Genomic DNA, 24,981 nt, shown 5'->3' with positions numbered 1-24,981 from the left:
CTTTGATGGTCAGTAGAAAAACACAAAAAAGACCCGTGAAGTGATGTTCACGCGTCTTGGTTTCATAATAATAAAATATTATTACATTCTAGGCATCAACATCTCTTCAATAGCTCTCCACAAACCAAATGGTTTGTGACAGCTCAGCATTTATTCAATACTGAACCAGTATATGAACACAATGGATGTTTATATACTTCGGCACGAAATCCCTTTTACTTATCTTCACAGACTCCATTAGTCTCCAATAAGTGACTCTTGATTTCATGCACCTCTATTCTCAGAGAGGAAAATTATATTTAAATGTAATTTCTATTATATTTCCTTTTCCTCCGTCTAGTCAATGAAAAGTTAAGGCATAGGAATATCAAAAAGAATAAATAAGAAAGCTATGAAGCTGCCAGATAGAACCCAAGCGGCCAGTGCTGTCTTCTGATGGATGACTAAAAGTGAGAACGTGACAATATTGAAGAGAAAAGAACACAGCAGAGACCATCCATAATGATGAGTAATACTGTGATTAACATAAGCAATGAACTCAATCACAGTAAATAAAAGCGCCCACAAAAGAATCCACCACAGCCGGCCGCTTACATGCAGCGGCAGCCTTCCTAAAAAAACCGGTATAACAAACGGATAAATAATTAAGGTTATTCCAAGGGAAACCATTAGGTGATCGGGTAGAAAAAGGTGATCAATACCAACAGGGTGAAATACCCATACGCGGTGATGAAACAGCAGTACTTCATAAAGCAAATTCCCCGTGACCCAAAACAGCAAAGTAGGATAGTATTCTTGATACCTTCGCCACTTGCCAAATAGTAAACCAAGAATGATAAAAAATAATACAAATGAAGATTGCATACGCTCTCCTTAAAATAATGGTTATTTCTTTTTATTTACATATTATAGTGGTTTTATTCTTTCATTTTTTTATTCAGAAACTATAATAAAAAAGCGGTAAGCGCAGTGTTAAATATGGGTGATCACTATTTGTGGTTTGCTTCATCTCACCATAATTCCCGTAAAAGAACTTATTGCGCTTTTGTTTACAATGAAAGGAACTATATGTCAAAGTCAGCAAGACTCAAAAATAAGCTCAAGATAGCTCCGCCTAGTATGTGACTTCTTTTTTTGCTATGCTAAAGTTGCGTACATATAGCATAAGAATACTAGAAGAAAGAAAAGGGTGTTTTGGTATGAAAACATACATCGTAGTTGGAGCTGGGATACTTGGAGCTTCTACAGCATATCATTTAGCAAAAGCAGGAGCAGATGTGACATTGGTAGATCGCAAGGATGCTGGTCAAGCTACTGATGCAGCAGCAGGAATTGTTTGTCCATGGCTTTCGCAGCGTCGAAATAAAGCATGGTACCGCTTAGCAAAAGGCGGCGCCAAGTACTATCAAACATTAATTCAGCAATTAGAAGAAGATGGAGAAACGGATACGGGATATAAGCAAGTGGGAGCAATTAGCTTACATACTGATGAACAAAAGCTTAAAAAAATGGAAGAACGAGCATATAAACGTCGGGAAGAAGCTCCCGAAATAGGCGAGATTACACGTTTATCCGCCAAAGAAACACAGGCTTTGTTTCCGGTTCTTTCGGAAGAATACAGTTCAGTTCATATTAGTGGAGCCGCTCGCGTTAACGGAAGAGCTCTTCGAAACGCACTTGTGAATGCAGCGAAGAAAAACGGTGCAAAAATAATAGAAGGAAACGCAGAACTTCTTTATGAAAATAATCAAGTAACGGGCGTTGCCGTAAATGGGCAAACCCTTATAGCAACTACAACAATCGTGACAGCAGGAGCGTGGGCAAATCAATTACTAGAGCCTCTTGGAGTGAAATTTTTAGCAAGCTTTCAAAAAGCGCAAATTGTCCACTTGCACCTTCCAGATTTAGATACAAAAGACTGGCCCGTTGTGATGCCTCCAAGCGACCAATATATTCTTTCGTTTGAACAAGGTCAAATTGTCATTGGAGCAACACATGAAAACGACACGGGTTATGACTTGCGAGTAACTGCTGGGGGGCTTCATGAGATTTTTTCAAAGGCCTTATCAATTGCACCCGGCTTAACAGAAAGCACAGTCTTAGAAACAAGGGTAGGGTTTCGACCATTTACTCCAGGCTTCTTGCCAGTCATTGGAGCTCTTCCGGTTTACGAAGGAATACTAGTAGCCAATGGTCTTGGAGCTTCAGGCTTAACGTCGGGTCCTTATCTTGGTTCAGAGCTTGCTAAATTAGCACTTGAAATGGAAATGGAAATTGATCTTAGCGACTATGATTTAAGAGGAGCTATCGAGTCTTAAGTAAACAGAATGAATGAAAACAAATAGAGGTTCGCAAACTATAACTACTATATGATGAAAGGAAGTAGATTGTTTGCGAAAGATTATGATAAGTGCAGCAGCAGCTTTTTTACTTATGAGCGCGACGCCTGTATTAGCGGAAAACCATCCTCAGCCAGAAACAAAAGACGTGCAGCTGACATCTCAGCAAAAGCAGGAATTGTCCGTGCTGTACAAAGAAATACTAGCAAAAAAGAAAGAAATACTTTCAAAATATGTGGAGTATGGCGTGTTAAGCAAAACGGAGAGTCAAAATATTTCTTCACATATGGAAAATCGCTATCAGCATATGGAGAAAAATGGTTTTGTGCCGAAGCGACACTGTCATAAAATGCATCATTCAAAGTAATTCATATTCACATAAAAAAGCGCCTTTACAGGCGTTTTTTTATGTGAATGAATGGAAAATATCCGCTTCTTTATCTAGTAAATTCTAAAATCCTCATGTAAAATTAAGAGAATGAGAACGAGTAGGAAAGATGCTAGTGAGGGGTAGGTAAATATGAACGAAAATAAAAAAATAGTCCGATTACATGCAGAAAATCATTCAGATGAGGCGCTAGGAATCATATTTGCTTACAAACAAAAAGATGACTATCTTGTTTACAGTATGTATCAAGGTGAAAGCGTTCATGAGCAAAAAATCCCTCTGGAAGAATGGGTCTCGTATGAGCATTTTTTCGAAGCACTAAATAAAAAGAAAAAGCTTATGTACGAGCTTCAAATAAATGATAAACGCTATGTAGTAAACTTAACCCCTTTATCTTACACAGAAAAGCCTGAAATCATGGGACATTGCGTGAATATAACTAGTTATCAGGAGAAAAAAGAACAGATTCAGCCTTTTATTTATCATAACGCAGATGCTGTTGCTGTCGTTGACTTAGAAGGTAAAACGCTTCAAGTGAACCCTGCGTTTGAGAATACATTTGGCTGGACGTTTGAAGAAATTTATCAAAAGCCTCTTCCGATTATACCTTCGTTTTTAAAGGAGCCAGTGTGGGAACTTCATAAGACCATTCAATCAGGTGAATCGAAAACGGAATTTGAGACGGTCAGACAGCATAAAGACGGTCATTTAATTAATGTAAGCGTCACACTATTCCGCGTTAAAAATATGAATGATTGGCCGCTATGCATTGCTTTTGTCTATCGAGATATAACATCACGCAAGCAGGCCGAAACGGCTTTAAAAGAAAGTGAAGAACGCTACCGAAGCTTGATTGAGTTATCGCCGGAAGCGATTATCGTTCATAGTGAAGGTAAAATTGATTACATCAACCCTGCAGGAGCTAAAGCGCTAGGATACAAAAGTCCTCAAGACGTATTAGGAGCTTGTGTTTATCAGTTTGTTCACCCTGATTACTATGATGTTGTAAAACAGCGAATTTATCGAATGAAAACAGAAAATAAATCTGTAGACCTACAGGAAGAAAAGTTTATTCATAAAGACGGTCATACGATTGATGCCGAAACCATTGCCTTTCCTATTCCCTATATGGGAAAGCAGGCCATTCAAGTTTTGTTTCGTGATATTACAGAACGTAAAAAAACTGAAAAATTGCTGCGTGAATCCGCTCAGCTTTCCTTAGTCGGACAGTTAGCGGCTGGTATTGCTCACGAAATTCGAAACCCTCTGACGGCGGTAAAAGGATTTATGCAGTTATTAAAAGAAACGAGCGGTCAGCCTTACTATGTAGAAATGATAAATCATGAGTTAGACAGAATTGAATTGATTACCGATGAGTTCTTGAGTCTTGCAAAGCCTCAAGCGAAAACCTACAGGGACAAACATGTCCAAGATATTTTAGAGAATACTTTAAAGCTAGCTGAGGTGCAGGGGATTACAGAGAAAATTCACGTAAAAAAAGAAATTGATCTTCATCTTCCTCTCGTATTATGCGAAGAAAATCAGTTGAAACAGGTGTTTAGTAATATATTTAAAAATGCAGTCGAATCTATGCCAAGTGGAGGAACCGTAACGATTCAACTAAAAAGGTTTAATCAGGAGAACCTTGTTGTCCGGTTTAGCGACGAGGGGCCAGGCATCACGCAGGAAAGAATGCAGCATTTAGGAAAACCTTTTTATAGTACCAAAGAGAAAGGAACGGGGCTTGGACTGATGGTGTGCTATAAGATCATTCGAGAACATAGAGGAGAAATTAATTTTGTAAGTGAACTTGGAAAAGGAACTACCGTAGACATTCTTTTGCCTTTTAAAAAGTAGATTCTACTTTTATAAGCATGAAACCTTTTCTAAAGGGGAATACATGTTAGTGAACGAATAATGAGGTTAAAATAAGGAGGGAATAAGATGGAACGCATTGAAACGGGAGAGATTTTTACAATTTTAGATGAAAATGATCAAGAGCAAGATATTGAAGTGCTTGGAAAAATGACGATTGAAGGGCATGATTATATTGCCGTTGCGTTTGTGGAAGAAGTTTTAATTGAAACAGAAGAAGAAATTGATGTTTTCTTTTTGAAAATTGAAGATGATGGTGAATGGTCTTCAATTGAAGATGACGAGGAGTTTGAAAAGGTATCAGCCGTATTTGAGGAAATGACATCCGCGTAAACACGAGAAGGAGAGGATAAAACCTCTCTTTTTTTATTTTAAATAATATAATATTTAGAATTTTTCTAAAAATATCTTGCTGAATTATTTCCCTTCATTTATGATGAATATGTAACATACCAACCGGTTAGTAAGTAAATGAAAGCGAGGGACTACCGTGTATTTTTCTTACTCTGACAAAGTAGTGAAGCTGCAAAAAGAATTGACCTCTTTTATGGAAGAGCATATTTACCCAAATGAACGGCTATACGAACAACAGCTGAATGAACAGCCGTCTAGATGGTCAGCTGTTCCTCCGATCATGGAAGAGTTAAAAGAAAAAGCAAAGCAAGCTGGATTATGGAACTTATTTTTGCCAGAAAGCGAATACGGAGCGGGTCTAACAAATGTCGAATATGCCCCTCTTTGCGAAATTATGGGCCGTTCTATTATTGGACCAGAAGCTTTTAACTGCGGAGCTCCTGACACCGGCAATATGGAAGTACTGGTTCGATACGGAACGCCTGAACAAAAAGAAAAATGGCTAAAGCCGCTGTTAAATGGAGACATTCGCTCCTGCTTTTCTATGACAGAACCGGATGTAGGTTCTTCTGATGCGACAAACATTCAGTGCAGTATTGTAAGAGAAGGCGATGAGTATGTAATCAACGGAAGAAAATGGTGGTCTTCAGGTGCGGGAGATCCTCGCTGCAAAGTTGCTATTGTCATGGGAAAAAGCGATTTTACCGCATCTAAATATGAACAGCAGTCTATGATTCTAGTTCCATTAAACACTCCAGGAGTTAAAATCGAACGCATGCTTCCAGTCTTTGGATACGACCACGCTCCTCATGGACATGCTGAAATTCATTATGACAATGTGCGTGTGCCAGCGTCTAATATGCTTTTAGGCGAAGGAAAAGGGTTTGCTATTGCTCAAGGCAGATTAGGGCCTGGACGTATTCATCACTGCATGCGTTTAATAGGAGCAGCTGAAAGAGCGCTTGAAGAATTATGTAAGCGTATTCAAAGTCGTTCTACGTTTAATAAGTTGCTTTCTCAGCAAGGGGTTATTCAAGAATGGGTGGCAGAATCGCGTATTGAAATTGAGCAAGCTCGCTTATTAACATTAAAAGCTGCTTATATGATGGACACAGTTGGAAATAAAAAAGCGCGGAAAGAAATTGCTATGATTAAAGTAATGGCTCCTGCTATGGCTTTAAAAGTCATTGATCGCGCTATTCAAGCATTTGGAGCAGCAGGTGTTTCAGAAGACACGCCGCTTGCGGCACTTTGGGCAAATGCTCGCACTCTGCGCCTTGCTGATGGTCCAGATGAAGTGCACAAAGCACAGCTTGCAAGGCTTGAGCTAAAACCCTATCAAGAAAAGGAGGCAACCTATGCACATAAAGGATTTGTTTGATTTAACTGGCAAAACAGCTATTATTACCGGCGGAGGCAGAGGATTAGGAGAACAAATGGCAGAAGGGCTTGCAGAAGCAGGGGCAAACATTGTTCTATGTTCGAGAAAGAAAGAAGCATGTCAGCAAGTAGCCGACCGATTGGCCCGCCTCGATGTAAAAACGCTCGCCTTAACTTGCGACATCAGTCAGCCTGAAGATATTAAAAATGTCGTGCATCAGACAATTGAAACATTCGGACGTATTGATATTTTAATTAATAACAGCGGAGCTACGTGGGGTGCTCCGGTTGAAGAAATGCCTCTTGAAGCATGGCAAAAAGTGATGAATATTAATGTTACAGGAACGTTTTTAATGTCCCAAGAAGCTGGAAAAGAAATGATTAAACAAAAAGCTGGCAAGATTATTAACATTGCTTCGATTGCCGGTCTTGGAGGAACGGATCCTCAGTACATGGATACAATCGGGTACAACACGAGTAAAGGAGGGGTCATTACGTTTACAAAAGATTTAGCTGTCAAATGGGGACAGCATAATATTCAAGTTAATGCGATTGCGCCGGGATTTTTCCCTACTAAAATGTCAGGTGCGATTATGGAACAAGGAAAAGATTATTTTCTAAGTCAAACCCCTTTAAAACGCTTTGGCTCCGAAGCTGATTTAAAAGGAGCAGCTGTTTTTCTTGCTTCTGCGGCGTCCAATTATATTACGGGAGATATTCTGACAGTAGACGGTGGAGTTCATGCTATGTGAATAAGAAAGGAGTACCTTGATGGAAGACGTTAAAAAATGGTTTACACCTTATCCAGAAGCCTACACTCATGACATTCACATCGAAGATATTTCACTATTTGATATGCTGAAAGAAACAGCCGAACGTTATCCTGCTCATACGGCAACGCGCATGTATCAGCATACGTTAACGTACCAGGAGCTGTATCATTCAGTTCGCGTATTTGCAGGAGCACTACAGAAAAAAGGGATTGAAAAAGGAGATCGTGTAGCAATTATGCTGCCAAACTGTCCGCAATATATAATAAGCTATTTCGGCATTGTAGCAGCGGGCGGCATTGTTACTCAGGTCAACCCTATGCTTGTCGAACAAGAGCTAGAGCATATTTTAAACGATTCCGGGGCAAAAAAAATCATTATACTCGATGATTTTTATACGAGACTTCAAGAAATAAGAAATCGCGTTGATATAGAAGAAGCGATAACCGTCAGCTTGCAAAAACCTTTTGTTCCTGCATCACCAGACCTTTCCTTCCTAGATTTTTTAACCATAAAACATGAATTTAATCAGCCGGTTATCCATCCATCACACGATATTGCTGTTCTTCAGTATACGGGAGGAACGACCGGACCATCTAAAGGTGCGATGCTTACACATACAAACATTTACACAAACGCAGTTCAATCATACGAAATATTTAAGCATGATATTGAATTGGGAAAAGAAAAATGCTTAACCGTTATTCCATTGTTTCACGTATTTGGCATGACTTCCTGTATGCATTTATCAATTCTTTGCGGAAATGAAATATTGCTATTGCCGCGTTTTGATTTGGAAGAAGTACTAAATACAATAAAAAAAGAGCAGCCTAGTATTTTTCCCGGTGTTCCAACTATGTATGTTGCTATTACCAATCATCCTCAGGCAGAAGAATACAACATCGAAAGTATTCGTATCTGCAACAGCGGCAGTGCGCCGATGCCTGTTGAGCTGATGAAAGAGTTCGAACGAAAAACGGGCGCTAAAGTGTTAGAAGGGTACGGGTTATCAGAAGCATCTCCTGTGACGCATTGCAACCTGCCGTTTTGTGAGAGAAAGCCAGGTACAGTCGGACTTGGCGTTCCGCAAACTGCTTATAAAATTGTTGATGTGGCTACAGGAACAAAAGAACTGCCAAGAGGAGAGCTTGGAGAAATAGTAATTAAAGGCCCTCAAGTTATGAAGGGCTATTGGAATCAACCTGAAGAGACGGCTCACGCGCTTAGAAACGGCTGGCTGTACACAGGAGATATTGGACAGATAGATGAAGACGGGTATTTATCCATTGTTGATCGCAAAAAAGATATGATTATTGCGAGTGGTTTTAATGTGTACCCTCGAGATATTGAAGAAGTTTTATATGAACACAGCTACATTAAAGAAGCCGTTGTAATTGGTGTGCCGCACCCTTACAGAGGGGAAACAATTAAAGCGATTTTGGTAGTGAAAGAAGGGAAATCTCTTTCCGAAGAAGAGCTTACTTCTTATTGTCGACAGCACCTTGCCGCTTACAAAATTCCGCGAATCTTTGAGTTTCGCGCTGAGCTCCCTAAGACCAATGTAGGAAAAATTTTGCGACGGGCACTGCGAGAAGAAGTGGTGAAAGAAACGATGTAAATAAGCTGAACATAAACAAACTTTTTCAAAAGCTCCCTCTAAGCCATGGTATAATTTGTGAAAATGAGAAAAGACAGAGAGGGTTTGACGATGAAAGATTTGATGATGGAACGAAGCATTCAGCTTTTTGCTCAAAAAGGTTTCAAAGAAACGTCGATTCAAGATATTGTAAATGAATTAAACGTCACAAAAGGAACGTTTTATTATTATTTTAAAAGCAAACAAGAGCTTTTAATGGACATTCACCTTCAATATATTGAAAGATTAATAGAAAACCAAGAGGCGATTCTTGCAGATAAGACAACATCTTATCCAGAAAAGCTGCACAGTATTATCTTTAAACTTGTTCATGATATTGAGAAAGAAGGTCTTCGAGCTAAAGTGTTTTTTCGAGAGATGCGTCATTTGAGTGAAGAACACTTAGAACAAATCATTCCAAAGCGCGATCGTTTTAAAGAAAACGTACAGGAAATTATTGAAAAAGGCATGGAAGCAGGGCAGTTCCGTTCAGATTTGCCTTCAGATATCGTCACGCTAGGCATATTAGGAATGACGAATTGGAGCTATTTTTGGTTTCAGCCGGATGGTGAAAAGACAGATCGAGAAGTTGCGGCTATTTTTTATAAGATGCTGATGAAAGGTATTGAGTCATAGGAGCTGCTGGGCTAGACAGTGCTCGTAAAAGGCGGGAAAGTACAAGCTCTTTCTCTCCTTTTATATTAAAAGGAGGTTATAACATGAATAGTAAAGATATACAGCGTATTGCTGTTATTGGAGCAGGACAAATGGGACATCAAATCGGTATGCTTTGTGCACTCGGAGGATATGAAACAATTATTCAAGATATGAATGAACAATCACTCATTGATGCGAAAAACAAGCTGGAAGCAATTATAGGCAAGTGGGTTCATAAAGGAAAAATCTCTTCTGAGGCTAAAGAAGCCGCATTTCGAAGATTGTCTTTTACAAACACATTAAAGGAAGCGGTTTCGAATGCTGATTTTGTAATTGAAGCTGTGGTAGAAAAGTTAGATGTAAAACAAAGTGTCTTTAAAGAAATAGATGAGTACGCACCAAGTCACGCCATTTTAGCATCGAATAGTTCAACAATTGTTAACTCGCTTATTGCAAGTGCAACAAACCGTCCAGAGCAAATCGTTAACATGCATTTCTTTTTCCCTCCCCTTGTAATGGACTGCGTAGAAGTTGTGATGAGTGAAAAGACAAGTGAAAAAACAGCTCAAACGACAATGGACGTTTGCAAGCAAATTAATCGCACAGCAGTCCTTCTGAAAAAAGAAATCTCAGGTTTTATTGCTAATCGAATTTTAGGAGCGTTGCAAAAAGAAGCCGTTTTTCTTTATGAAAATGGATACGCAGATTTTGAAGATATTGATACGATTTGCAAAAAAGCACTCAATCACCCGATCGGTCCTTTTGAATTGATGGATCTCTCGGGAATTGACGTCGGATATTTTGTGATGCAGCAGCGCTATAGCGAAACGAGGGATCCAGAGGACAAGCCAGCTGCGTGTATTGAAGAAAAAGTTCAAAAAGGCGAGCTTGGACGTAAAACAGGAAAAGGTTTTTACACATACCACACACAAGGAGTGAAGTAATGATGAAAAAATTTGTACGTGTTGAAAAAGAGGGAAAAACGGCAATTGTAACGATTGATAACCCGCCTTTAAATGTAATGAGCCAGACTGTTGTGCAGCAGCTTGAAGAAACGTATGAAGAGCTTAGTAAAGACCCTGATGTCATTACAATCATTTTAACAGGAGCGGGCGATCGGGCGTTTATGGCTGGAGCTGATATTAAAGAGTTTCCTCAGTTAATGGGGCAAAGCGGCATTAAAGAAGAATTTATGAAAACCCATCGTGTTTTGCAAAAACTTGAAAACATTGAAAAACCAACAATTGTCGTGTTAAACGGTTTAACGTTTGGAGGAGGATGCGAACTTTCACTAACCGCTGATATACGTATTGCCGAAGAACATGCTCAAATCGGTCTTCCGGAAGTGAAGCTCGGATTGTTTCCTGGAGGCGGCGGCACTCAGCGTCTTCCACGAGTAATTGGCGTTTCTAAAGCTAAAGAGTGGATGTTTGCCGGCAGTCCTGTTTCTGCAGAAGAAGCGCTTCATGCAGGCTTTGTCAATCATGTCACGCCTAAAGGAAAAGGGCTTGAAAAAGCAAAAGAGCTGGCTAAGAAATTTAACCGTCACTCTCTTCCGTCACTTTCTCGAATTAAGACAGCGGTAAACGAAGGAATAAATCGTACATTATCTGAAGGTCTTGAACTTGAAGCAGAGCTGTTTGAAGAAGTCTTTCAAACAGAAGATATTAAAGAAGGAGTATCAGCATTTATTGAAAAGCGTCCCGCTGTTTTTTCACATAAATAAAGGAGGAGAAGATCATGTATGAAACACAGGTCAAAGTGCGCTTTTGCGAAACAGACGCACTCGGTCACATTAACAATACGAGCTATTTCATTTATTTAGAAGAGGCCCGGATTGCTTTTTTTGAAGAAATGGGAGCATCCATGCATACAGAAAAGTGGGAGTATATTTTAGCCTCTACTAAATGTGATTTTGTTGCGCAAGGTTATTTTAATCAAGTGCTAATGATTAAAACCTTTGTATCTAATGTCGGCAATAAAAGCTTTACAATTGGCCATGAAATTACCGACAGCAAGACGGGGTCGCTTATTGCTAAAGGAGAAGCTGTCATCGTGTACTTTGATTTTGATGCACAAAAAAGCGTTTCTATTCCAGCAGACATTAAGCAGTTTTTGATGAATTATAAAGTAGCTGTTTAACTATAAAAAAGCAGGTGGTAAAAGAATGTCACAAATCATTCCCGTACGAAAAGGAGAGGAATTAAACACGGAAAAACTGCATCAGTTTCTCCGTGTTTCGATTTCTGATTTACCTAAAGAGCCTCTTTTAATCAAGCAATTTGGATCAGGTGCGTCCAATTTAACCTACGCTCTTTCAGTCGGAGAGTGGGAGGCGGTGTTGAGACGCCCTCCCTTTGGACCAGTTGCGCCAAAAGCGCATGACATGCAAAGAGAATACAAGATTTTATCTGTTTTATCGAAGTCTTTCCCTCTCGCTCCTAGGCCGTATGTGTTTTGTGAAGATGAGACGGTGGTCGGGAAACCCTTTTTTTTAATGGAGAGAAAGCACGGTGTTCTCATCGACACAGCGTTTCCAGAAGACGTGAAAGGAACTAGCGAACTTTGCCGTCGTATTTCAGAACAAATGGTGGATGTCCTTGCTCAGCTTCATGATGTTCCTTATAAAGGTACGCTTCTTGAAAAAATCAGCAAGCCCGAAGGATTTTTAGAACGTCAGGTACACGGCTGGATTCATCGTTATGAAAAATCAAAAACAAGTGACATACCGGAAGTAGAAGCCCTAAAAAAATGGTTGACTACACACATCCCCACTACACAGCATTCGACCATTATTCACTATGATTATAAGCTTAACAATACGTTATTTTCACCGGATGGAAATAAAATTGTAGGATTATTTGATTGGGAAATGACAACCGTTGGAGACCCGCTTGCCGATTTGGGAGTGGCGCTGAGCTACTGGATGGAAGACAGCGATCCTGAACTTTTAAAAAGAGGACTCGGAAATCCACCTGTTACTGTGCAAAAAAGCTTTTATTCCCGTCGAGATTTTGTAGAAGCATACGCTAAAAAAAGCGGACGGGATGTTTCACACATTGACTTTCACCTGAAGTTTGCGTACTTCAAACTTGCTGTCATTTGTCAGCAAATTTATTACCGCTATAAAAAAGGCCAAACAAATGATAAACGGTTTTCACAATTTGGAGATTATGTAAAAACACTAATTATTCATGCTCTGCACACAGAACGGGGACATATATGAAAAGAAAAGTTCACGTAATACTAAAAAAAGAAGAGCTTCTTGCCAAAAAGCTAGAAGGAAAAACGGTTGTTATATTTGACGTCTTATTAGCTACGTCAACAATTGCCGCTGCTTTACAGCAAGGAGCAAGAGAAGTTATTCCAGTAAAAAACGAAGAAGAAGCGCGTAAAAAAGCAAAAACGTACAAGCCTGATGATATTGCGCTTGTAGGCGAATATAGAGGGAAAACGATTGAAGGCTTTTTTGATCCGAATCCCAGCACATTAAAGCAGCATGTTCAAAATAAAACAGTTATTTTGTCCACGACTAACGGAACCGTAGCCATTCATAACGCTGAAAAAGCCAGCCATGTATATACAGCTTCGCTTTTAAACGGAGAAGCGGTTGCCAGTTCTGTTTGTCAACCAAGTCAAGATGAAACTGTTTTATTAGTTTGTTCAGGTTCATCCGATCGCTTCTGTTTAGAAGATTTGTATGGAGCGGGGTACTTTATAAGCTGTCTGCTGCAACTAAAACCATTTCATTTAACGGATGCTGCAAAAGCCGCACTGCTTTTATATGAGGCTTATGAGCATTCACCTGTTGAAATATTGAAGCGCTCAGCCGTAGGAGAAATGCTCACTCAGTATGGATTTCTAGAAGAAATTGGCTTTGTAAGCCGAAAAAACGTCTATTCCGTAGTTCCTAAGGTAGTGAAAAAAAAGCTAGTAAACGGGGAGGAAACGATATGTCTGAAATGAAAACCGAAGCAAAAGGCGGAGCATTTTTACTAAAAAAAACATCTGCGGATCACGTCTATACACCCGAAGACTTAACGGATGAGCATCGTATGATTGCTCAAACAGCAAAGCAGTTTATTGAAAAAGAAGTAGACCCTTACCATAATGACATTGAGCAGCAGGATTTTAATAAAGTAGTAGAATTGATGCACAAAGCAGGCGAGCTTGGACTTCTTGCTCACAGTATTCCAGAAACATATGGAGGACTAGGTCTTGACAAAGTAAGCAAAGGACTCGTCGGTGAAATCATTGGCCGGACAAGTGGATATGGAGTGGCTCATTCTAATCATACATGCATTGCAACACTTCCTATTACGTATTTTGGCACCAAGAAGCAAAAAGAAAAATACTTGCCTAAATTGGCAAGCGGTGAATATATTGGCGCCTACTGTTTGACAGAGCCAGAAGCTGGTTCTGATGCTCTTGCAGCCCAAACAAAAGCCGTATTAAATCCTAAAAAAACGCATTATGTATTAAATGGAACGAAGCAGTACATTACCAATGCTGCCTTTTCAGATACGTTCATCACATATGCAAAAGTAGACGGAGAACATTTTACCGCTTTTATTGTAGAGAAAGATTTTGAAGGACTATCTCTTGGGCCAGAAGAAAAGAAAATGGGAATCAAAGGCTCGTCTACTCGCCCGGTTATTTATGAAGATTGTTTAGTACCCGTAGAAAACGTACTTGGACAAGTAGGAAAAGGTCACTTGATTGCGTTAAACGTCTTAAACCTTGGGCGTTTTAACTTAGGTTCTGCATGTATGGGCGCAGCGAAATATGCGTTTGAACTTGCTTTAGGTTATACAAAAGAACGCAAGCAGTTTAAAACAGCTATTGCAGAATTTAATGCTTCAAAAGAAAAGATAGCAAAAATGGCAGCTCGTATTTTTGCATCTGAATCTATTCAGTACCGTACAGCTGGTTTACTAGAAGAGGCACTTGGCGGCTTATATGAAAGTGAAAATCATCAGTTAGTAGCTAAACAGCTGGCTGAATTTGCAATGGAATGTTCAGTTTGTAAAGTGTACGGATCGGAAACCCTTGATTTAATTGCCGATGAATCGCTGCAGCTTCATGGAGGCGCAGGGTTTATTCAAGAATATAAAATAGAACAAGTATATCGTGACTCACGCATCAATCGTATTTTTGAAGGCACAAATGAAATCAACCGCCTTTTGCTTCCAACTCAGCTTCTAAAAAAATCAGCCAAAGGAGAAATAGAGCTGAGCAAACAAGTAGAACATGCTGTTAGTGAATTGATGAGCGGTCAGTGGGAAATATCTTCAAATGAACTTCTAGCAAGAGAAAAGCAGGCGGTTATTACAACAAGACATTTATTTCTTGCTTTGTTAGGAACAGCATTCCAAACGTTTAACGCCAATTTAGCACAAGAACAAGAAACGCTGATGAAGCTCGCAGAAATTGCTGTTGGACTATTTGCCATAGAGTCATCTGTGTTGCGCGCGGAAAAAGCCGTAATCAGAAATGGAGAAGAAAAAGAAAAGTTAAAAAGCAAGCTGACAGCAACCGTTGTCAGTGAAACGCTATTTGAAATTGAAAAGCAGGCTCGACAATTAATAAACGGGATGTTAACGGGTGAAAAACACCGACAATACCGTACAATTCTTGGGAAATGGATGAATGATTTGCAAAGTGAAGGAGAGTTCACGCGCAATCGAGATATTGCCCGTGAATTTATCGACAGCGGGCGATATGTTGTATAAGGAGGGATATTATGCGTTTTGAAGGGCAAATAGCTGTTATTACAGGAGCTGGAAGCGGCATTGGAGAAGCGACCGCTCAGAGAATGGCGAAAGAAGGAGCTCGCGTCATTCTTGTCGGGCGAACGAAAGAAAAGCTAGTACAGGCTGCATCGTCTATTGACACACGGTGTGAACGAAAATGCACGGATATTTTCCCAGCTGATGTAACGAAAGAAGAAGACGTCAAAGAGCTTGCTGAGTTTATAAAAGAAAAGTACGGACAAATTCATTTATTAATTAATAACGCAGGCGGATCAGTTAATTCAACCATCAAAGAAACAACGCTTGAACAGTGGAAACACGTGCAGGACGTCAATTTAACAAGCGTATTTCTTGTTACAAAACATTTGATTCCTTTTTTAACTGAAGAAATAGGAGGAAATCGATCTATTGTTAACATCGCTTCTCTTTCAGGACATAAAGCAGGTGCACAAATCCCTCACTACAGCGCTGCTAAAGCTGCTTTAATTAACTTTACAAAAGCAATGGCGTTTGAGTTAGCTCCCTGTGGAGTCAGAGTAAACTCTGTGTCTCCTGGATTCGTAGAAACACCTTTAACGCAGCCTGGACTTGAAAATGAGCGCTTCACTAAGGCAATCGAAAAAAATACGGCTTTAAAACGTGTAGGTAAACCAGATGAAATTGCAAATGTTATTGCTTTCGCAGCGTCTAAAGAGGCATCTTATATGACGGGAAGTGATTTATTAGTAGATGGCGGGTGGCTTATCGTTTAATGCAAATTAAAGAGGAGGGAATCCGAATTATGAGTGATTTAGTAGTAGAAAAGCAGGGGACTATTTTATCTTTAACGTTGAATCGGCCGGATCGTTTAAATGCATTCAGTGAGGAAATGATTGAAAAGTTAACAGCTGAAATAAAACAGGCGCAAAGCGATGAGTCTATTAAAGTGGTTATATTAAATGGAGCAGGGCGCTCGTTTTCTGCCGGAGGCGATGTAAAAACGATGGGCCAAGCATCCGGATCTGATGTTTATGAACATATCGGCCGTTTAAATGAATGTATTTTAGCGATGCAAAATCTAGAGAAGCCAATTATTTCAGCAGTTCATGGATTTGCAGCAGGAGCGGCTTTTAATTTAGCTCTCGCTTCTGACTTTATCATTGCGTCAGAAGAAAGTCGGTTCGTATTAAGCTTTTCTCAAGTTGGATTGATTTCAGACGGAGGAGGCCTTTACTTTCTTACAAAGGTCGTTGGTCCCCATAGAGCGAAGGAACTATTATTTTTAGGAGAGCCTATGGATGCCGACACGGCTTACAAAGCTGGTTTTTTAAACCGTGTAGTACCGTTAAATCAGCTGAAAGATGAGGTCACATCCTTTGCAAGTCGCTTATCACAAGGACCAACCAAAGCGTATGGAAAAATGAAAAAAATTGTCAACGATTCCTTTCATTTAACATTAGAACAAGTCCTTGAACAAGAAAGGCTAACGCAAGTTCTTATGGTAGAAACAAGAGATCATCAAGAAGGAATATCTGCGTTTAAAGAAAAAAGAAAGCCACTATTTCAAGGGAAATAAGAGGAGGATATAAGATGAAAGCCATTCAATTTACGCAGTACGGAGGACCTGATGTTCTTCAAGTGATCGATATTGCACGCCCTGTACCAAAAAAGAAAGATGTGCTCATTAAAGTTGCGGCAATCGGCGTTAATTACGCCGACGCTGCGCGCCGTGAAGGAGCATACGTAGTCGAAACACCGCTTCCTTTTATCCCAGGTTCTGAAGTTGCGGGCGAAGTGGTTGAAGTAGGCGAGGATGTAAAAGGGATAAAAGTAGGTACAAAAGTCGTGACGCTGCTGGGATCTAATCGAGCAACAGGATACGCTGAGTACACGCTGGCAGATTCAAGAGGCCTTATTCCGTTGCCGGAGAATGTGGATTTAACACAAGCGGTTGCTTTGCCTCTTCAAGGACTCACGGCTTATCATATTTTAAAAACAATGGGTCGCCTTGAAAAAGGAGAAACCGTCATCGTTCATGCGGCAGCAGGCGGTGTTGGAACCTTAGCTGTTCAGCTTGCCAAAATTTTTGGAGCTGGAAAAGTTATTGCTACAGCGAGCTCCAAAGAAAAGCTTGAGCTTGCAAAAAATCTCGGAGCTGACGAAGCGATTAACTATACAGAAACAGGCTGGGAAAAACAAATTTTAGAAGTGACGGAAGGAAAAGGAGCCGATATTATTTTAGAAATGGTAGGAGGGCATATATTCTATGAATCTCTTCAATGTCTTGCACCATTTGGGCGCCTCGTTTTTTACGGAATGGCTAGCGGAAAACCTGTAAAATTCAACCCCGCCCGCCTGATGGAAAAAAATCAATCGGTTCTCGGCTTTTTCTTACCTCAAATGATGGCAAAACCAACACTTTATCAGCAAAGTTTGCATGAGCTATTAAACTACGTAAATTCCGGTCAGTTAAAATTAATGCTGGGCGGCACATTTTCACTTGATGAAGCGGCAGATGTACATCGTCTGCTTCAAGGAAGAAAAACGACCGGAAAATTAGTGTTAGTTCCTTAACAAAACAGCTTCCGTCTCTAATAGGGATGGGAGCTGTTTTGGTTTAAAAAATTGGCTTTCACCTGCCAAATTTTTAAAAATCGCTTAATAATTTGGCATAAAAATCAATGCTTTTTACTAATTTCTTCTATATTTTAACACTGGCATGGAAGTTGCATAATAAGTGTTTGAACATATAAAGGAGGAATTGAATATGGTGAGAAATGGAACGGACCGCGTGAAGCGGGGAATGGCGGAAATGCAAAAAGGCGGCGTTATCATGGACGTGATCAATGCAGAACAGGCAAAAATTGCAGAGGCAGCAGGGGCTGTTGCTGTTATGGCGTTAGAGCGTGTTCCAGCTGATATCCGTGCAGCAGGCGGCGTGTCTCGTATGGCAGACCCAACAATTGTTGAAGAAGTGATGAATGCTGTATCCATTCCAGTTATGGCAAAAGCTCGTATTGGCCATATTGTTGAAGCACGCGTGCTAGAAGCAATGGGTGTAGACTACATTGACGAAAGTGAAGTACTCACTCCAGCTGATGAGGAATATCATCTTAACAAAAGTACATTTACGGTTCCATTTGTATGCGGATGCCGTGATTTAGGGGAAGCAGCAAGACGAATTGGTGAAGGTGCCTCGATGCTTCGTACAAAAGGCGAACCAGGAACAGGAAACATCGTCGAAGCAGTGCGTCATATGCGCCAAGTAAACGCTCAAGTACGTAAAGTTGTAGGCATGGATGAAGACGAGTTAATGACAGAAGCAAAACTATTAGGTGCGCCTTATGAGCTATTACTGCAAATTAAACGTGAAGGCCGCTTACCGGTTGTAAACTTTGCAGCAGGCGGCGTAGCAACACCCGCGGACGCAGCGTTAATGATGCAGCTTGGAGCAGACGGTGTATTTGTTGGATCAGGAATCTTCAAATCAGACAACCCTGAAAAATTTGCGCGTGCAATCGTGGAAGCAACAACGCATTATCAAGACTATGAACTCATTGCAAACTTATCAAAAGGATTAGGAAGTGCAATGAAAGGAATTGAAATTTCATCATTATTACCAGAAAATCGTATGCAAGAACGCGGCTGGTAATGAGTAATAACTTTTAAACTTAGTTAGGAGAATGATTATGGGGAAATATACGATAGTCGATAAAGAAACGTGTATTGCATGCGGTGCATGCGGAGCTGCGGCACCTGATATTTATGATTACGATGATGAAGGAATTGCGTTCGTTATACTTGATGATAATCAAGGCACGGCTGAAGTGCCCCAAGAGCTGGAAGACGATTTAATAGATGCGTTTGAAGGCTGTCCAACAGAGTCCATCCGTATAGCGGATGAAAAGTTTGATGGAGACTCGAATAAATTTCAATAAAGCCGAATAAATAAAAAAATAGAAAGTTTTTTTAAAAGAAAAGAAGGATTTTGTCTAGAAAAGGCGAAATATTAGTTGTGTAAGAATATATCTTTTTAAAAATGAAAGCACTTACATAACTAAAAGAAAATGAGTTAATCTCATTTGACCTTTCAGAATTATTAGTGTAAAAGTGCGGAGTAATTAAATAGTTTTTAAAAGGAGATTAAGGGGCATGCAAATACTGAATACAGTCATTGTGACAGGATATGCAAAAGCTCCACAGGGAACTTCCATGTATGAAATGTATAAGCATGCGGGAATTGTACTAGAAGTGGATCTGACAGAGCATAAAATTGTAAATGCTGAGTTTACGTTTATTACGGAGCTGACGCAAAATTTTTTCCGGAAGCTGCTTATTGGTTACTGCCTTGCAGATGGAATTGAACCTCTTATTGAACGTATTCAAAACTATTATTTTGCTCCATCTCAACAGGCGATTATCGTAGCGCTTCAGGCTGCAATCCAACGTTACTGGGATAATGTGAATCAAAAAATTACATAGCGTTTGGTTAGAATAAAGTGAGAAGACAACCTCTTTTCATGGTCTTATTAAAACCAAGCAGATACACACACTTTACAAAGAGTGGGGACATCCCTGTTTCTTTGGGAAGTCATTGTATCCTGCTTGGTTTTTTTCGCGTAAAGCGCTGTGAAATATAAAAAGAAAAGGAGGAAACAAAATGAACAAAATCATCACGCGCGAAGAAGCAATAGAAAAAATAACAGATGGCGCACGCATTATGGTAGGTGGATTTGGTCTCGTTGGAAGCCCGCTTAGTCTGATTGAAGCGATTGCCAAATCAAACCTTAAAGATTTAGAGATTATTAGTAATAACCTCGGTGAACCTGGAAAAGGATTAGGTGTATTGGTTCAAAAAAAACAAGTAAAAAAAGCCATAGGTTCTTATTTTACTTCCAACCCTGAAGTTGTACACGCTTATCAACAACAAGAACTCCAAGTGGAGCTCATCCCGCAAGGAACAATGTCCGAGGCTATTAGGGCAGGAGGAGCAGGCATCGGAGGATTTTATACGCCTGTGAGCGTAGGGACTCAGCTTGCGGAAGGAAAAGAAGAACGAGTATTAAAAGGAAAGAAATATGTTTTGCAAGAATCGCTGCACGCAGATGTAGCTCTAATAAAAGCTAAAAAAGCAGATCGACTCGGAAATCTTATTTACAGTAAATCAGCAAGAAACTTTAATCCAATGATGGCAACGGCTGCTGATATCGTGATTGCTGAAGTAGAAGAAGTGGTTGAAGTTGGACAGATTTCTCCTGAAGAAATTGTAACTCCTCATTTATACGTCACTTATATCGTAATGAAAGGAGAACAATAAGATGAACGTCAAACAATATATTGCTGCGCGTGCTGCAAAAGAGCTTTGTCACGGAGATGTAGTGAACTTAGGAATCGGCATTCCTACTTTAGTTGCTAATTATATTTCACCCGATGTTCACGTGTTTTTACATTCAGAAAACGGGATTCTTGGCGTTGGCCCTACTCCTGAAGAAGATTATATAGATCCAGAACTTGTGAATGCGGGAAAGCTGCCCGTCACGGTTTTGGAAGGTGCCTCATTTTTTAACAGCGCTGATTCTTTTGCCATGATACGCGGAGGCCATGTGAATGTATCGATTCTTGGAGTGCTTCAAGTAGATGAAACAGGCCGAATTGCAAACTGGGCTGTTCCTGGGAAAAGTGTTCTTGGCGTGGGAGGAGCAATGGATTTATTAGAAGGATCAAAAAAAGTTATTGTGACTACTCTTCATACGAATAGTCAAGGAGAGTCCAAGGTAGTTAGGAATTTAACCTATCCGCTTACTTCAGAGCGACGAGTCGATATGATTATTACAGAATTAGCTGTCTTTTCGGTAACAGAACATGGTCTTGAACTTCTTGAAACAGCTCCGGGTGTTTCTTTAGAGACAGTGCAACAAAAAACGCAGGCTTCTTTTCGCGTTTCTAAATTATTTAATAAAAACAATGAGGTGACAGCATAATGGCAGTGATTGTAAATGCATTTCGAACGCCTATTGGAAATTTTGGCGGTTCGCTTGCAGATACGCTTCCAGAAGAACTAGTCTCTCTTGTGATGAAAAACAATTTGTCTTCAGCGGGATATACGTCAGAGATTGTTGATGAAATCATTGTCGGACAGACGAAACAAAGCGCTCATGCTCCTAATATAGCGAGAGTAGCCGGGCTGAAAGCTCAATTCTCTGAACGTATTCCAGCTTATACCGTGCACCGCCAGTGCGGATCAGGCATGCAGGCTGTAATGAATGGAGCTATGTCCGTTTTATCAGGTCAAGCCGAAGTGGTATTAGCCGGAGGAGTGGAAAGCATGTCTCAAGCACCGCACTATACGGTAGGCACTCGTTTTGGTTTTCACGTTGGTGATTTAACACTCTATGACTCTAATACAGAAAGTCAGCCAAAATCACAGCCTGAAACATTATACGGAACGTTTACGATGGGACAGACGGCCGAATGGCTCGCTGAAAAATATAGTATTAGCCGCACGGAACAAGATGAGTTTGCTTTTTATAGTCAGGAAAAAGCTAGGCGGGCTATAGAACTTGATTTGTTTGAAGAAGAAATTATCCCGGTAGCTGTAAAAGAAGGAAAAAAAGGTATGAGGCATTTTGCAACAGATGAATTTCCTCGTCTTACTAGCAAAGAAAAGCTTGGTGCGCTTAAGCCTGTTTTTCAAAGAAATGGAACGGTGACAGCCGGCAATTCATCCGGCAGAAACGATGGCGCTTCGATGCTGCTGCTGATGTCGGAAGAAAAAGCTGAGCACCTCGGATTAACACCTATGGCAAAGATTGTGTCGTTTGCAGCATCGGGCGTCTCTCCAAAGGAAATGGGAATTGGCCCTGTTTCGGCTTCACAAATTGCTTTAAATAAAGCTGGTTTAAGCTTAGATGATATAGACTTGATTGAATTAAACGAAGCTTTTGCCGCCCAAAGTATTGCTTGCTTAAGAGAATGGGATATCACATCAGAGAAAGTGAATGTAAACGGAGGAGCAATTGCGCTTGGACATCCTTTAGGCTGCTCCGGGGCAAGAATTATCACAACTCTGTGTCATGAGCTTCACAAGCAAAAAAGACGATACGGCCTGGCTACTATTTGCGTTGCAGGAGGCTTAGGAATGGCGATGGTGGTGGAAAGATGGACGAAATAAAAAGAGATTATGTGTTTCATAGAGATTTAACAAAAAAGTACCCAATGATCACGCACGGCGAAGGAAGCTACTTAATAGATGAACAAGGAAAAAAGTATTTAGACGGCTGCTCCGGGGCCGTGGCGGCAAATTTAGGGCACGGCATTGGACAAATAGCCGAGGCGATGGCTGAGCAGGCAAAAAACGCGGCGTTTGTTCACACATTGCGTTTTGAAACGGATGTTTTGCATAAACTTGCAGGTGTCATTGGTAAAATGGCGCCCACTCATTTAAACAAAGTCTATTTTACATCAGGGGGATCAGAAGCAAATGAAAGTGCATTAAAATTAGCAAGGCAATATCACAGAGATGCCGGAAAGACGCAAAAACACATCGTAATCGGAAGGTGGCAGTCTTATCACGGAAATACGATAGGCGCACTATCAGCTGGAGGAGACGTAAAAAGAAGATATCCGTATACACCTAATCTTTTACATTTTGCGCACGTTTATTCTCCTTATTGTCATCGCTGTCCGTATAATCGCAATCAAGAAGACTGCGTGGCAAATCAAAACTGGAGCTGCGTCACCGATATTGAACGAACCATTTTAGAGTTCGGTCCGGAAAATATTTCAGCTTTTATCGCAGAGCCCATTGTAGGAAGTCAGCAAGGAGCTGTTGTACCTCCGCTTGACTATTTCAAAAAATTACGTGAGCTTTGCAGCCGCTATGACATTCTTTTGATTGTTGATGAAGTGATGACAGGCTTCGGGAGAACGGGAACTGATTTTGCAGTGGAACAATTCGGCATCGAACCCGATATCCTAACGTTTGGTAAAGGAGTTTCAGCTGGGTACGCTCCTTTAGGAGGAATGATCGTGCATGACCGTCTGATTCAAGGTCTGTTAGAAAATAGTAGCGGGAAATTTCTTCATGGCTATACGTACAGTGGACATCCTGTTTCAATAGCGGCAGGTCTTGCTGCTTTGGATATGTATGAAGAAATGAATATCCTTCAAAACGTTGAAACTCAAGGCGCGTATTTAATGGAATGTTTAGTAGCTCTGCAGCGCAAGCATCCTTATATTTCAGATATTCGCGGCCGCGGACTTTTAATTGGGTTAGAACTAATGAAAGACGCCAATCAACAGATATTTTTCGAGCCACGTGAAGCAGCCAGCGAAAAGCTCAATGAAATTTGTATGGAGCTTGGAGGCGTCTTTTATCCAGGGTCCGGATCTATAGATGGACATAAAGGAGAACATATCATTATCAGTCCTCCTTTAAATATAACGAAATCAGAAGTTGATGAAATAGTAAGATTGCTAGATCATGCGTTTTCTATTTTTTATCAGCACATAAGAAAGGATGAGTCATATGAAAGTGCAAAATAAAACAGAAGAGCTTCAAATCAAAGGAAAAAAACATTTATCACCGGTGATGACAAGAGTAACAGAGCTTGTTGTTGAAAAAGCGCACGGTGCGAAATTTTGGACAGCTGATGGCAAGGAATATATTGATTTTGTATCAGGAGTAGCTGTCAATGCAGTGGGTCATACGCATGAAAAGATGGTAGAAGCGATAAAAAAACAAGCAGATCAGCTGCTTCACCTAGGCTTAAACTACGGCTATTACGAAACAGCAGTGAATTTGGCAGAAAAACTTGCGCAAATTACGCCTGGAAACTTAGACACGGTGTTTTTTTCAAACTCAGGCGCAGAAGCCATTGATGGTGCGCTCAAATTAGCAAAAGCGGCCACTGGCAGACCAGCGATAATTGCTTTTGAAGGTTCTTTTCACGGTCGTACATTAGGAGCTACAGCTATTACGGCTTCAAGCTCAAAATACCGCAGCTACTACGAGCCGATTTTAGGAGAAGTGTATCACGTCCCTTATCCTTATCCAAGTCAGCTTCCTAATGTTGACGAGGAAGATGCAGAAGCATATTGCTTAAATCAACTGCAAAAGCTGTTTGATCTGCGAGTGGATCCTTCACGCGTAGCGGCGATTGTAATTGAGCCAGTCATGGGCGAAGGAGGCTATTACCCTGCTCCTTCTAGCTTTTTACGTGCACTGAGAGACATAGCGAATGATTATGGCATTCTGCTTGTTTTTGATGAAGTGCAAACGGGATTTGGGCGCACTGGAAAAATGTTTGCCGCAGAACATGCTGGAGTCACACCAGATATTTTAGTTTTGGCAAAAGCTCTTTCCGGCGGCATGCCTTTAGGAGCCATTGTAGCAAGCCGAGAACTGCATGAGAAATGGCCAACAGCTGGACATGGTTCTACTTTTGGCGGAAATCCAGTATCGTGCGCAGCGGCTTTAGCTAATATTTCAATCATTGAAGAAGAAAAGCTTGTAGAGCGCAGTGAAAAAGTAGGCGCTGATATTGTTAAACGCCTTCAGCATTCTATCGGACATTTACCGGCTATTAAAGAGGTTAGAGGAATTGGTATGATGATTGGTATTGAATTTCATGTTGAAACAGCAGCTGCTTATGTCCCTGTTATTAAATCAAAAGCGCTGGAAAAAAGACTGCTAATTATGAACTGTGGAGTCAAAGGGCAAACCATTCGTTTAATGCTGCCGCTAAATATTGATAAAGACGTGCTGGATCAAGGACTGTCTTTACTAGAAGAAGCCATCACAGAGGCAGTTTCAATTAACTAGCTTTTTAAATGAAAAGGAGGGTAACAA

Annotated in this window: 26 protein-coding genes and 1 riboswitch; of the genes, 25 read left to right on the top strand and 1 reads right to left on the bottom strand. The window is 40.5% G+C overall.

Annotated elements, in window-relative coordinates; translation table 11 throughout:
- Positions 1 to 102 precede the first annotated feature (102 nt).
- Positions 103 to 285: riboswitch (Lysine riboswitch) on the bottom strand.
- A gap of 66 nt (positions 286 to 351) precedes the next feature.
- Positions 352 to 864 (bottom strand): CBO0543 family protein, encoded by a 513-nt coding sequence (locus AC2YJL_RS12545; RefSeq protein ID WP_195693948.1) that lies wholly within the window; start codon positions 862 to 864, stop codon positions 352 to 354.
- Between the two features lie 335 nt (positions 865 to 1,199).
- On the opposite strand from AC2YJL_RS12545, the gene AC2YJL_RS12540 reads away from it, so the two are divergent.
- The 25 genes from AC2YJL_RS12540 (at position 1,200) to AC2YJL_RS12420 (ending at position 24,954) form a co-directional block, all read left to right on the top strand.
- The gene (locus tag AC2YJL_RS12540) at positions 1,200 to 2,318 is read left to right on the top strand and encodes an NAD(P)/FAD-dependent oxidoreductase (RefSeq protein WP_251568113.1); all 1,119 of its coding nucleotides are present in this window, start codon (positions 1,200 to 1,202) and stop codon (positions 2,316 to 2,318) included.
- A gap of 73 nt (positions 2,319 to 2,391) precedes the next feature.
- Positions 2,392 to 2,706: a YckD family protein gene (locus AC2YJL_RS12535; RefSeq protein ID WP_195693944.1), complete on the top strand. Its 315-nt coding sequence runs from the start codon at positions 2,392 to 2,394 to the stop codon at positions 2,704 to 2,706.
- 153 nt (positions 2,707 to 2,859) lie between these two features.
- A complete protein-coding gene (locus AC2YJL_RS12530) occupies positions 2,860 to 4,584 on the top strand; it encodes a PAS domain-containing sensor histidine kinase (RefSeq protein WP_195693941.1) in 1,725 nt (574 codons plus the stop codon).
- An 87-nt stretch (positions 4,585 to 4,671) separates the two neighbouring features.
- Positions 4,672 to 4,935 carry a DUF1292 domain-containing protein gene (locus AC2YJL_RS12525; protein ID WP_028408533.1) on the top strand — a complete coding sequence of 88 codons (264 nt, stop codon included), beginning with the start codon at positions 4,672 to 4,674 and terminating at the stop codon, positions 4,933 to 4,935.
- Positions 4,936 to 5,092: 157 nt separating this feature from the next.
- On the top strand, positions 5,093 to 6,337 hold the full coding sequence (locus AC2YJL_RS12520) for an acyl-CoA dehydrogenase (RefSeq protein WP_195693939.1): 1,245 nt from the start codon (positions 5,093 to 5,095) through the stop codon (positions 6,335 to 6,337).
- A complete protein-coding gene (locus tag AC2YJL_RS12515; protein WP_251568115.1) occupies positions 6,315 to 7,088 on the top strand; it encodes an SDR family oxidoreductase in 774 nt (257 codons plus the stop codon). The genes AC2YJL_RS12520 and AC2YJL_RS12515 overlap by 23 nt, the downstream gene beginning before the upstream one ends.
- Before the next feature lie 19 nt (positions 7,089 to 7,107).
- On the top strand, positions 7,108 to 8,724 hold the full coding sequence (locus AC2YJL_RS12510; RefSeq protein ID WP_251568116.1) for a long-chain-fatty-acid--CoA ligase: 1,617 nt from the start codon (positions 7,108 to 7,110) through the stop codon (positions 8,722 to 8,724).
- A gap of 90 nt (positions 8,725 to 8,814) precedes the next feature.
- Complete coding sequence (locus AC2YJL_RS12505) at positions 8,815 to 9,378, top strand: TetR/AcrR family transcriptional regulator (RefSeq protein WP_098658399.1); 564 nt, start codon at positions 8,815 to 8,817, stop codon at positions 9,376 to 9,378.
- Positions 9,379 to 9,461: 83 nt separating this feature from the next.
- Entirely contained in the window at positions 9,462 to 10,343 is an 882-nt protein-coding gene (locus tag AC2YJL_RS12500) for a 3-hydroxyacyl-CoA dehydrogenase family protein (protein WP_116373059.1), read from the top strand.
- Positions 10,343 to 11,125, top strand: a complete 783-nt coding sequence (locus AC2YJL_RS12495) for an enoyl-CoA hydratase (protein WP_025751917.1) — start codon at positions 10,343 to 10,345, stop codon at positions 11,123 to 11,125. The genes AC2YJL_RS12500 and AC2YJL_RS12495 overlap by 1 nt, the downstream gene beginning before the upstream one ends.
- A 14-nt stretch (positions 11,126 to 11,139) precedes the next feature.
- Positions 11,140 to 11,541 carry an acyl-CoA thioesterase gene (locus AC2YJL_RS12490; protein WP_013057057.1) on the top strand — a complete coding sequence of 134 codons (402 nt, stop codon included), beginning with the start codon at positions 11,140 to 11,142 and terminating at the stop codon, positions 11,539 to 11,541.
- Positions 11,542 to 11,566: 25 nt separating this feature from the next.
- Entirely contained in the window at positions 11,567 to 12,625 is a 1,059-nt protein-coding gene (locus AC2YJL_RS12485) for a phosphotransferase family protein (protein ID WP_251568117.1), read from the top strand.
- Positions 12,622 to 13,365, top strand: a complete 744-nt coding sequence (locus AC2YJL_RS12480) for a 2-phosphosulfolactate phosphatase (protein WP_230932622.1) — start codon at positions 12,622 to 12,624, stop codon at positions 13,363 to 13,365. Before AC2YJL_RS12485 ends, AC2YJL_RS12480 begins: the two co-directional genes overlap by 4 nt.
- Positions 13,353 to 15,131, top strand: coding sequence for an acyl-CoA dehydrogenase family protein (locus tag AC2YJL_RS12475; protein WP_230932623.1), 1,779 nt, complete (start codon positions 13,353 to 13,355; stop codon positions 15,129 to 15,131). Before AC2YJL_RS12480 ends, AC2YJL_RS12475 begins: the two co-directional genes overlap by 13 nt.
- Positions 15,132 to 15,142: 11 nt before the next feature.
- On the top strand, positions 15,143 to 15,904 hold the full coding sequence (locus AC2YJL_RS12470; protein ID WP_195693923.1) for an SDR family NAD(P)-dependent oxidoreductase: 762 nt from the start codon (positions 15,143 to 15,145) through the stop codon (positions 15,902 to 15,904).
- A 29-nt stretch (positions 15,905 to 15,933) separates the two neighbouring features.
- Positions 15,934 to 16,707 (top strand): enoyl-CoA hydratase/isomerase family protein, encoded by a 774-nt coding sequence (locus AC2YJL_RS12465; RefSeq protein ID WP_308201947.1) that lies wholly within the window; start codon positions 15,934 to 15,936, stop codon positions 16,705 to 16,707.
- Positions 16,708 to 16,721: 14 nt separating this feature from the next.
- Positions 16,722 to 17,705 (top strand): quinone oxidoreductase family protein, encoded by a 984-nt coding sequence (locus AC2YJL_RS12460; protein WP_075419904.1) that lies wholly within the window; start codon positions 16,722 to 16,724, stop codon positions 17,703 to 17,705.
- Between the two features lie 193 nt (positions 17,706 to 17,898).
- A complete protein-coding gene (pdxS, locus tag AC2YJL_RS12455; RefSeq protein ID WP_029321789.1) occupies positions 17,899 to 18,783 on the top strand; it encodes a pyridoxal 5'-phosphate synthase lyase subunit PdxS in 885 nt (294 codons plus the stop codon).
- Positions 18,784 to 18,820: 37 nt separating this feature from the next.
- Entirely contained in the window at positions 18,821 to 19,069 is a 249-nt protein-coding gene (locus AC2YJL_RS12450; RefSeq protein WP_013083172.1) for a ferredoxin, read from the top strand.
- Between the two features lie 214 nt (positions 19,070 to 19,283).
- Positions 19,284 to 19,613 carry a DUF3870 domain-containing protein gene (locus AC2YJL_RS12445; protein WP_013057066.1) on the top strand — a complete coding sequence of 110 codons (330 nt, stop codon included), beginning with the start codon at positions 19,284 to 19,286 and terminating at the stop codon, positions 19,611 to 19,613.
- A 178-nt stretch (positions 19,614 to 19,791) separates the two neighbouring features.
- Positions 19,792 to 20,448: a CoA transferase subunit A gene (locus AC2YJL_RS12440; protein WP_043982486.1), complete on the top strand. Its 657-nt coding sequence runs from the start codon at positions 19,792 to 19,794 to the stop codon at positions 20,446 to 20,448.
- A 1-nt stretch (position 20,449) separates the two neighbouring features.
- Positions 20,450 to 21,112 carry a 3-oxoacid CoA-transferase subunit B gene (locus tag AC2YJL_RS12435; protein WP_195693917.1) on the top strand — a complete coding sequence of 221 codons (663 nt, stop codon included), beginning with the start codon at positions 20,450 to 20,452 and terminating at the stop codon, positions 21,110 to 21,112.
- Positions 21,112 to 22,302 (top strand): thiolase family protein, encoded by a 1,191-nt coding sequence (locus tag AC2YJL_RS12430; protein WP_195693915.1) that lies wholly within the window; start codon positions 21,112 to 21,114, stop codon positions 22,300 to 22,302. Before AC2YJL_RS12435 ends, AC2YJL_RS12430 begins: the two co-directional genes overlap by 1 nt.
- Positions 22,290 to 23,675, top strand: a complete 1,386-nt coding sequence (locus AC2YJL_RS12425; RefSeq protein WP_487374773.1) for an aminotransferase family protein — start codon at positions 22,290 to 22,292, stop codon at positions 23,673 to 23,675. Before AC2YJL_RS12430 ends, AC2YJL_RS12425 begins: the two co-directional genes overlap by 13 nt.
- Positions 23,659 to 24,954: an aminotransferase class III-fold pyridoxal phosphate-dependent enzyme gene (locus AC2YJL_RS12420; RefSeq protein WP_195693911.1), complete on the top strand. Its 1,296-nt coding sequence runs from the start codon at positions 23,659 to 23,661 to the stop codon at positions 24,952 to 24,954. Before AC2YJL_RS12425 ends, AC2YJL_RS12420 begins: the two co-directional genes overlap by 17 nt.
- Positions 24,955 to 24,981: the final 27 nt, after the last annotated feature.

The organism is Priestia sp. SRI_019 (assembly GCF_057586255.1).
The sequence above is the reverse complement of the archived record's forward strand: the minus strand, read 5'-3'. Positions and strand labels throughout refer to the sequence as shown.

Bases quoted from the DNA above. Each gene is read 5' to 3' on its own strand.
- AC2YJL_RS12545 (WP_195693948.1), bottom strand. From the start codon at position 864: ATGCAATCTTCATTTGTATTATTTTTTATCATTCTTGGTTTACTATTT.
- AC2YJL_RS12540 (WP_251568113.1), top strand. From the start codon at position 1,200: ATGAAAACATACATCGTAGTTGGAGCTGGGATACTTGGAGCTTCTACA.
- AC2YJL_RS12530 (WP_195693941.1), top strand. From the start codon at position 2,860: ATGAACGAAAATAAAAAAATAGTCCGATTACATGCAGAAAATCATTCA.
- AC2YJL_RS12525 (WP_028408533.1), top strand. From the start codon at position 4,672: ATGGAACGCATTGAAACGGGAGAGATTTTTACAATTTTAGATGAAAAT.
- AC2YJL_RS12515 (WP_251568115.1), top strand. From the start codon at position 6,315: ATGCACATAAAGGATTTGTTTGATTTAACTGGCAAAACAGCTATTATT.
- AC2YJL_RS12510 (WP_251568116.1), top strand. From the start codon at position 7,108: ATGGAAGACGTTAAAAAATGGTTTACACCTTATCCAGAAGCCTACACT.
- AC2YJL_RS12505 (WP_098658399.1), top strand. From the start codon at position 8,815: ATGAAAGATTTGATGATGGAACGAAGCATTCAGCTTTTTGCTCAAAAA.
- AC2YJL_RS12500 (WP_116373059.1), top strand. From the start codon at position 9,462: ATGAATAGTAAAGATATACAGCGTATTGCTGTTATTGGAGCAGGACAA.
- AC2YJL_RS12495 (WP_025751917.1), top strand. From the start codon at position 10,343: ATGATGAAAAAATTTGTACGTGTTGAAAAAGAGGGAAAAACGGCAATT.
- AC2YJL_RS12490 (WP_013057057.1), top strand. From the start codon at position 11,140: ATGTATGAAACACAGGTCAAAGTGCGCTTTTGCGAAACAGACGCACTC.
- AC2YJL_RS12485 (WP_251568117.1), top strand. From the start codon at position 11,567: ATGTCACAAATCATTCCCGTACGAAAAGGAGAGGAATTAAACACGGAA.
- AC2YJL_RS12480 (WP_230932622.1), top strand. From the start codon at position 12,622: ATGAAAAGAAAAGTTCACGTAATACTAAAAAAAGAAGAGCTTCTTGCC.
- AC2YJL_RS12475 (WP_230932623.1), top strand. From the start codon at position 13,353: ATGTCTGAAATGAAAACCGAAGCAAAAGGCGGAGCATTTTTACTAAAA.
- AC2YJL_RS12470 (WP_195693923.1), top strand. From the start codon at position 15,143: ATGCGTTTTGAAGGGCAAATAGCTGTTATTACAGGAGCTGGAAGCGGC.
- AC2YJL_RS12465 (WP_308201947.1), top strand. From the start codon at position 15,934: ATGAGTGATTTAGTAGTAGAAAAGCAGGGGACTATTTTATCTTTAACG.
- AC2YJL_RS12460 (WP_075419904.1), top strand. From the start codon at position 16,722: ATGAAAGCCATTCAATTTACGCAGTACGGAGGACCTGATGTTCTTCAA.
- pdxS (WP_029321789.1), top strand. From the start codon at position 17,899: ATGGTGAGAAATGGAACGGACCGCGTGAAGCGGGGAATGGCGGAAATG.
- AC2YJL_RS12450 (WP_013083172.1), top strand. From the start codon at position 18,821: ATGGGGAAATATACGATAGTCGATAAAGAAACGTGTATTGCATGCGGT.
- AC2YJL_RS12445 (WP_013057066.1), top strand. From the start codon at position 19,284: ATGCAAATACTGAATACAGTCATTGTGACAGGATATGCAAAAGCTCCA.
- AC2YJL_RS12440 (WP_043982486.1), top strand. From the start codon at position 19,792: ATGAACAAAATCATCACGCGCGAAGAAGCAATAGAAAAAATAACAGAT.
- AC2YJL_RS12435 (WP_195693917.1), top strand. From the start codon at position 20,450: ATGAACGTCAAACAATATATTGCTGCGCGTGCTGCAAAAGAGCTTTGT.
- AC2YJL_RS12430 (WP_195693915.1), top strand. From the start codon at position 21,112: ATGGCAGTGATTGTAAATGCATTTCGAACGCCTATTGGAAATTTTGGC.
- AC2YJL_RS12425 (WP_487374773.1), top strand. From the start codon at position 22,290: ATGGACGAAATAAAAAGAGATTATGTGTTTCATAGAGATTTAACAAAA.
- AC2YJL_RS12420 (WP_195693911.1), top strand. From the start codon at position 23,659: ATGAAAGTGCAAAATAAAACAGAAGAGCTTCAAATCAAAGGAAAAAAA.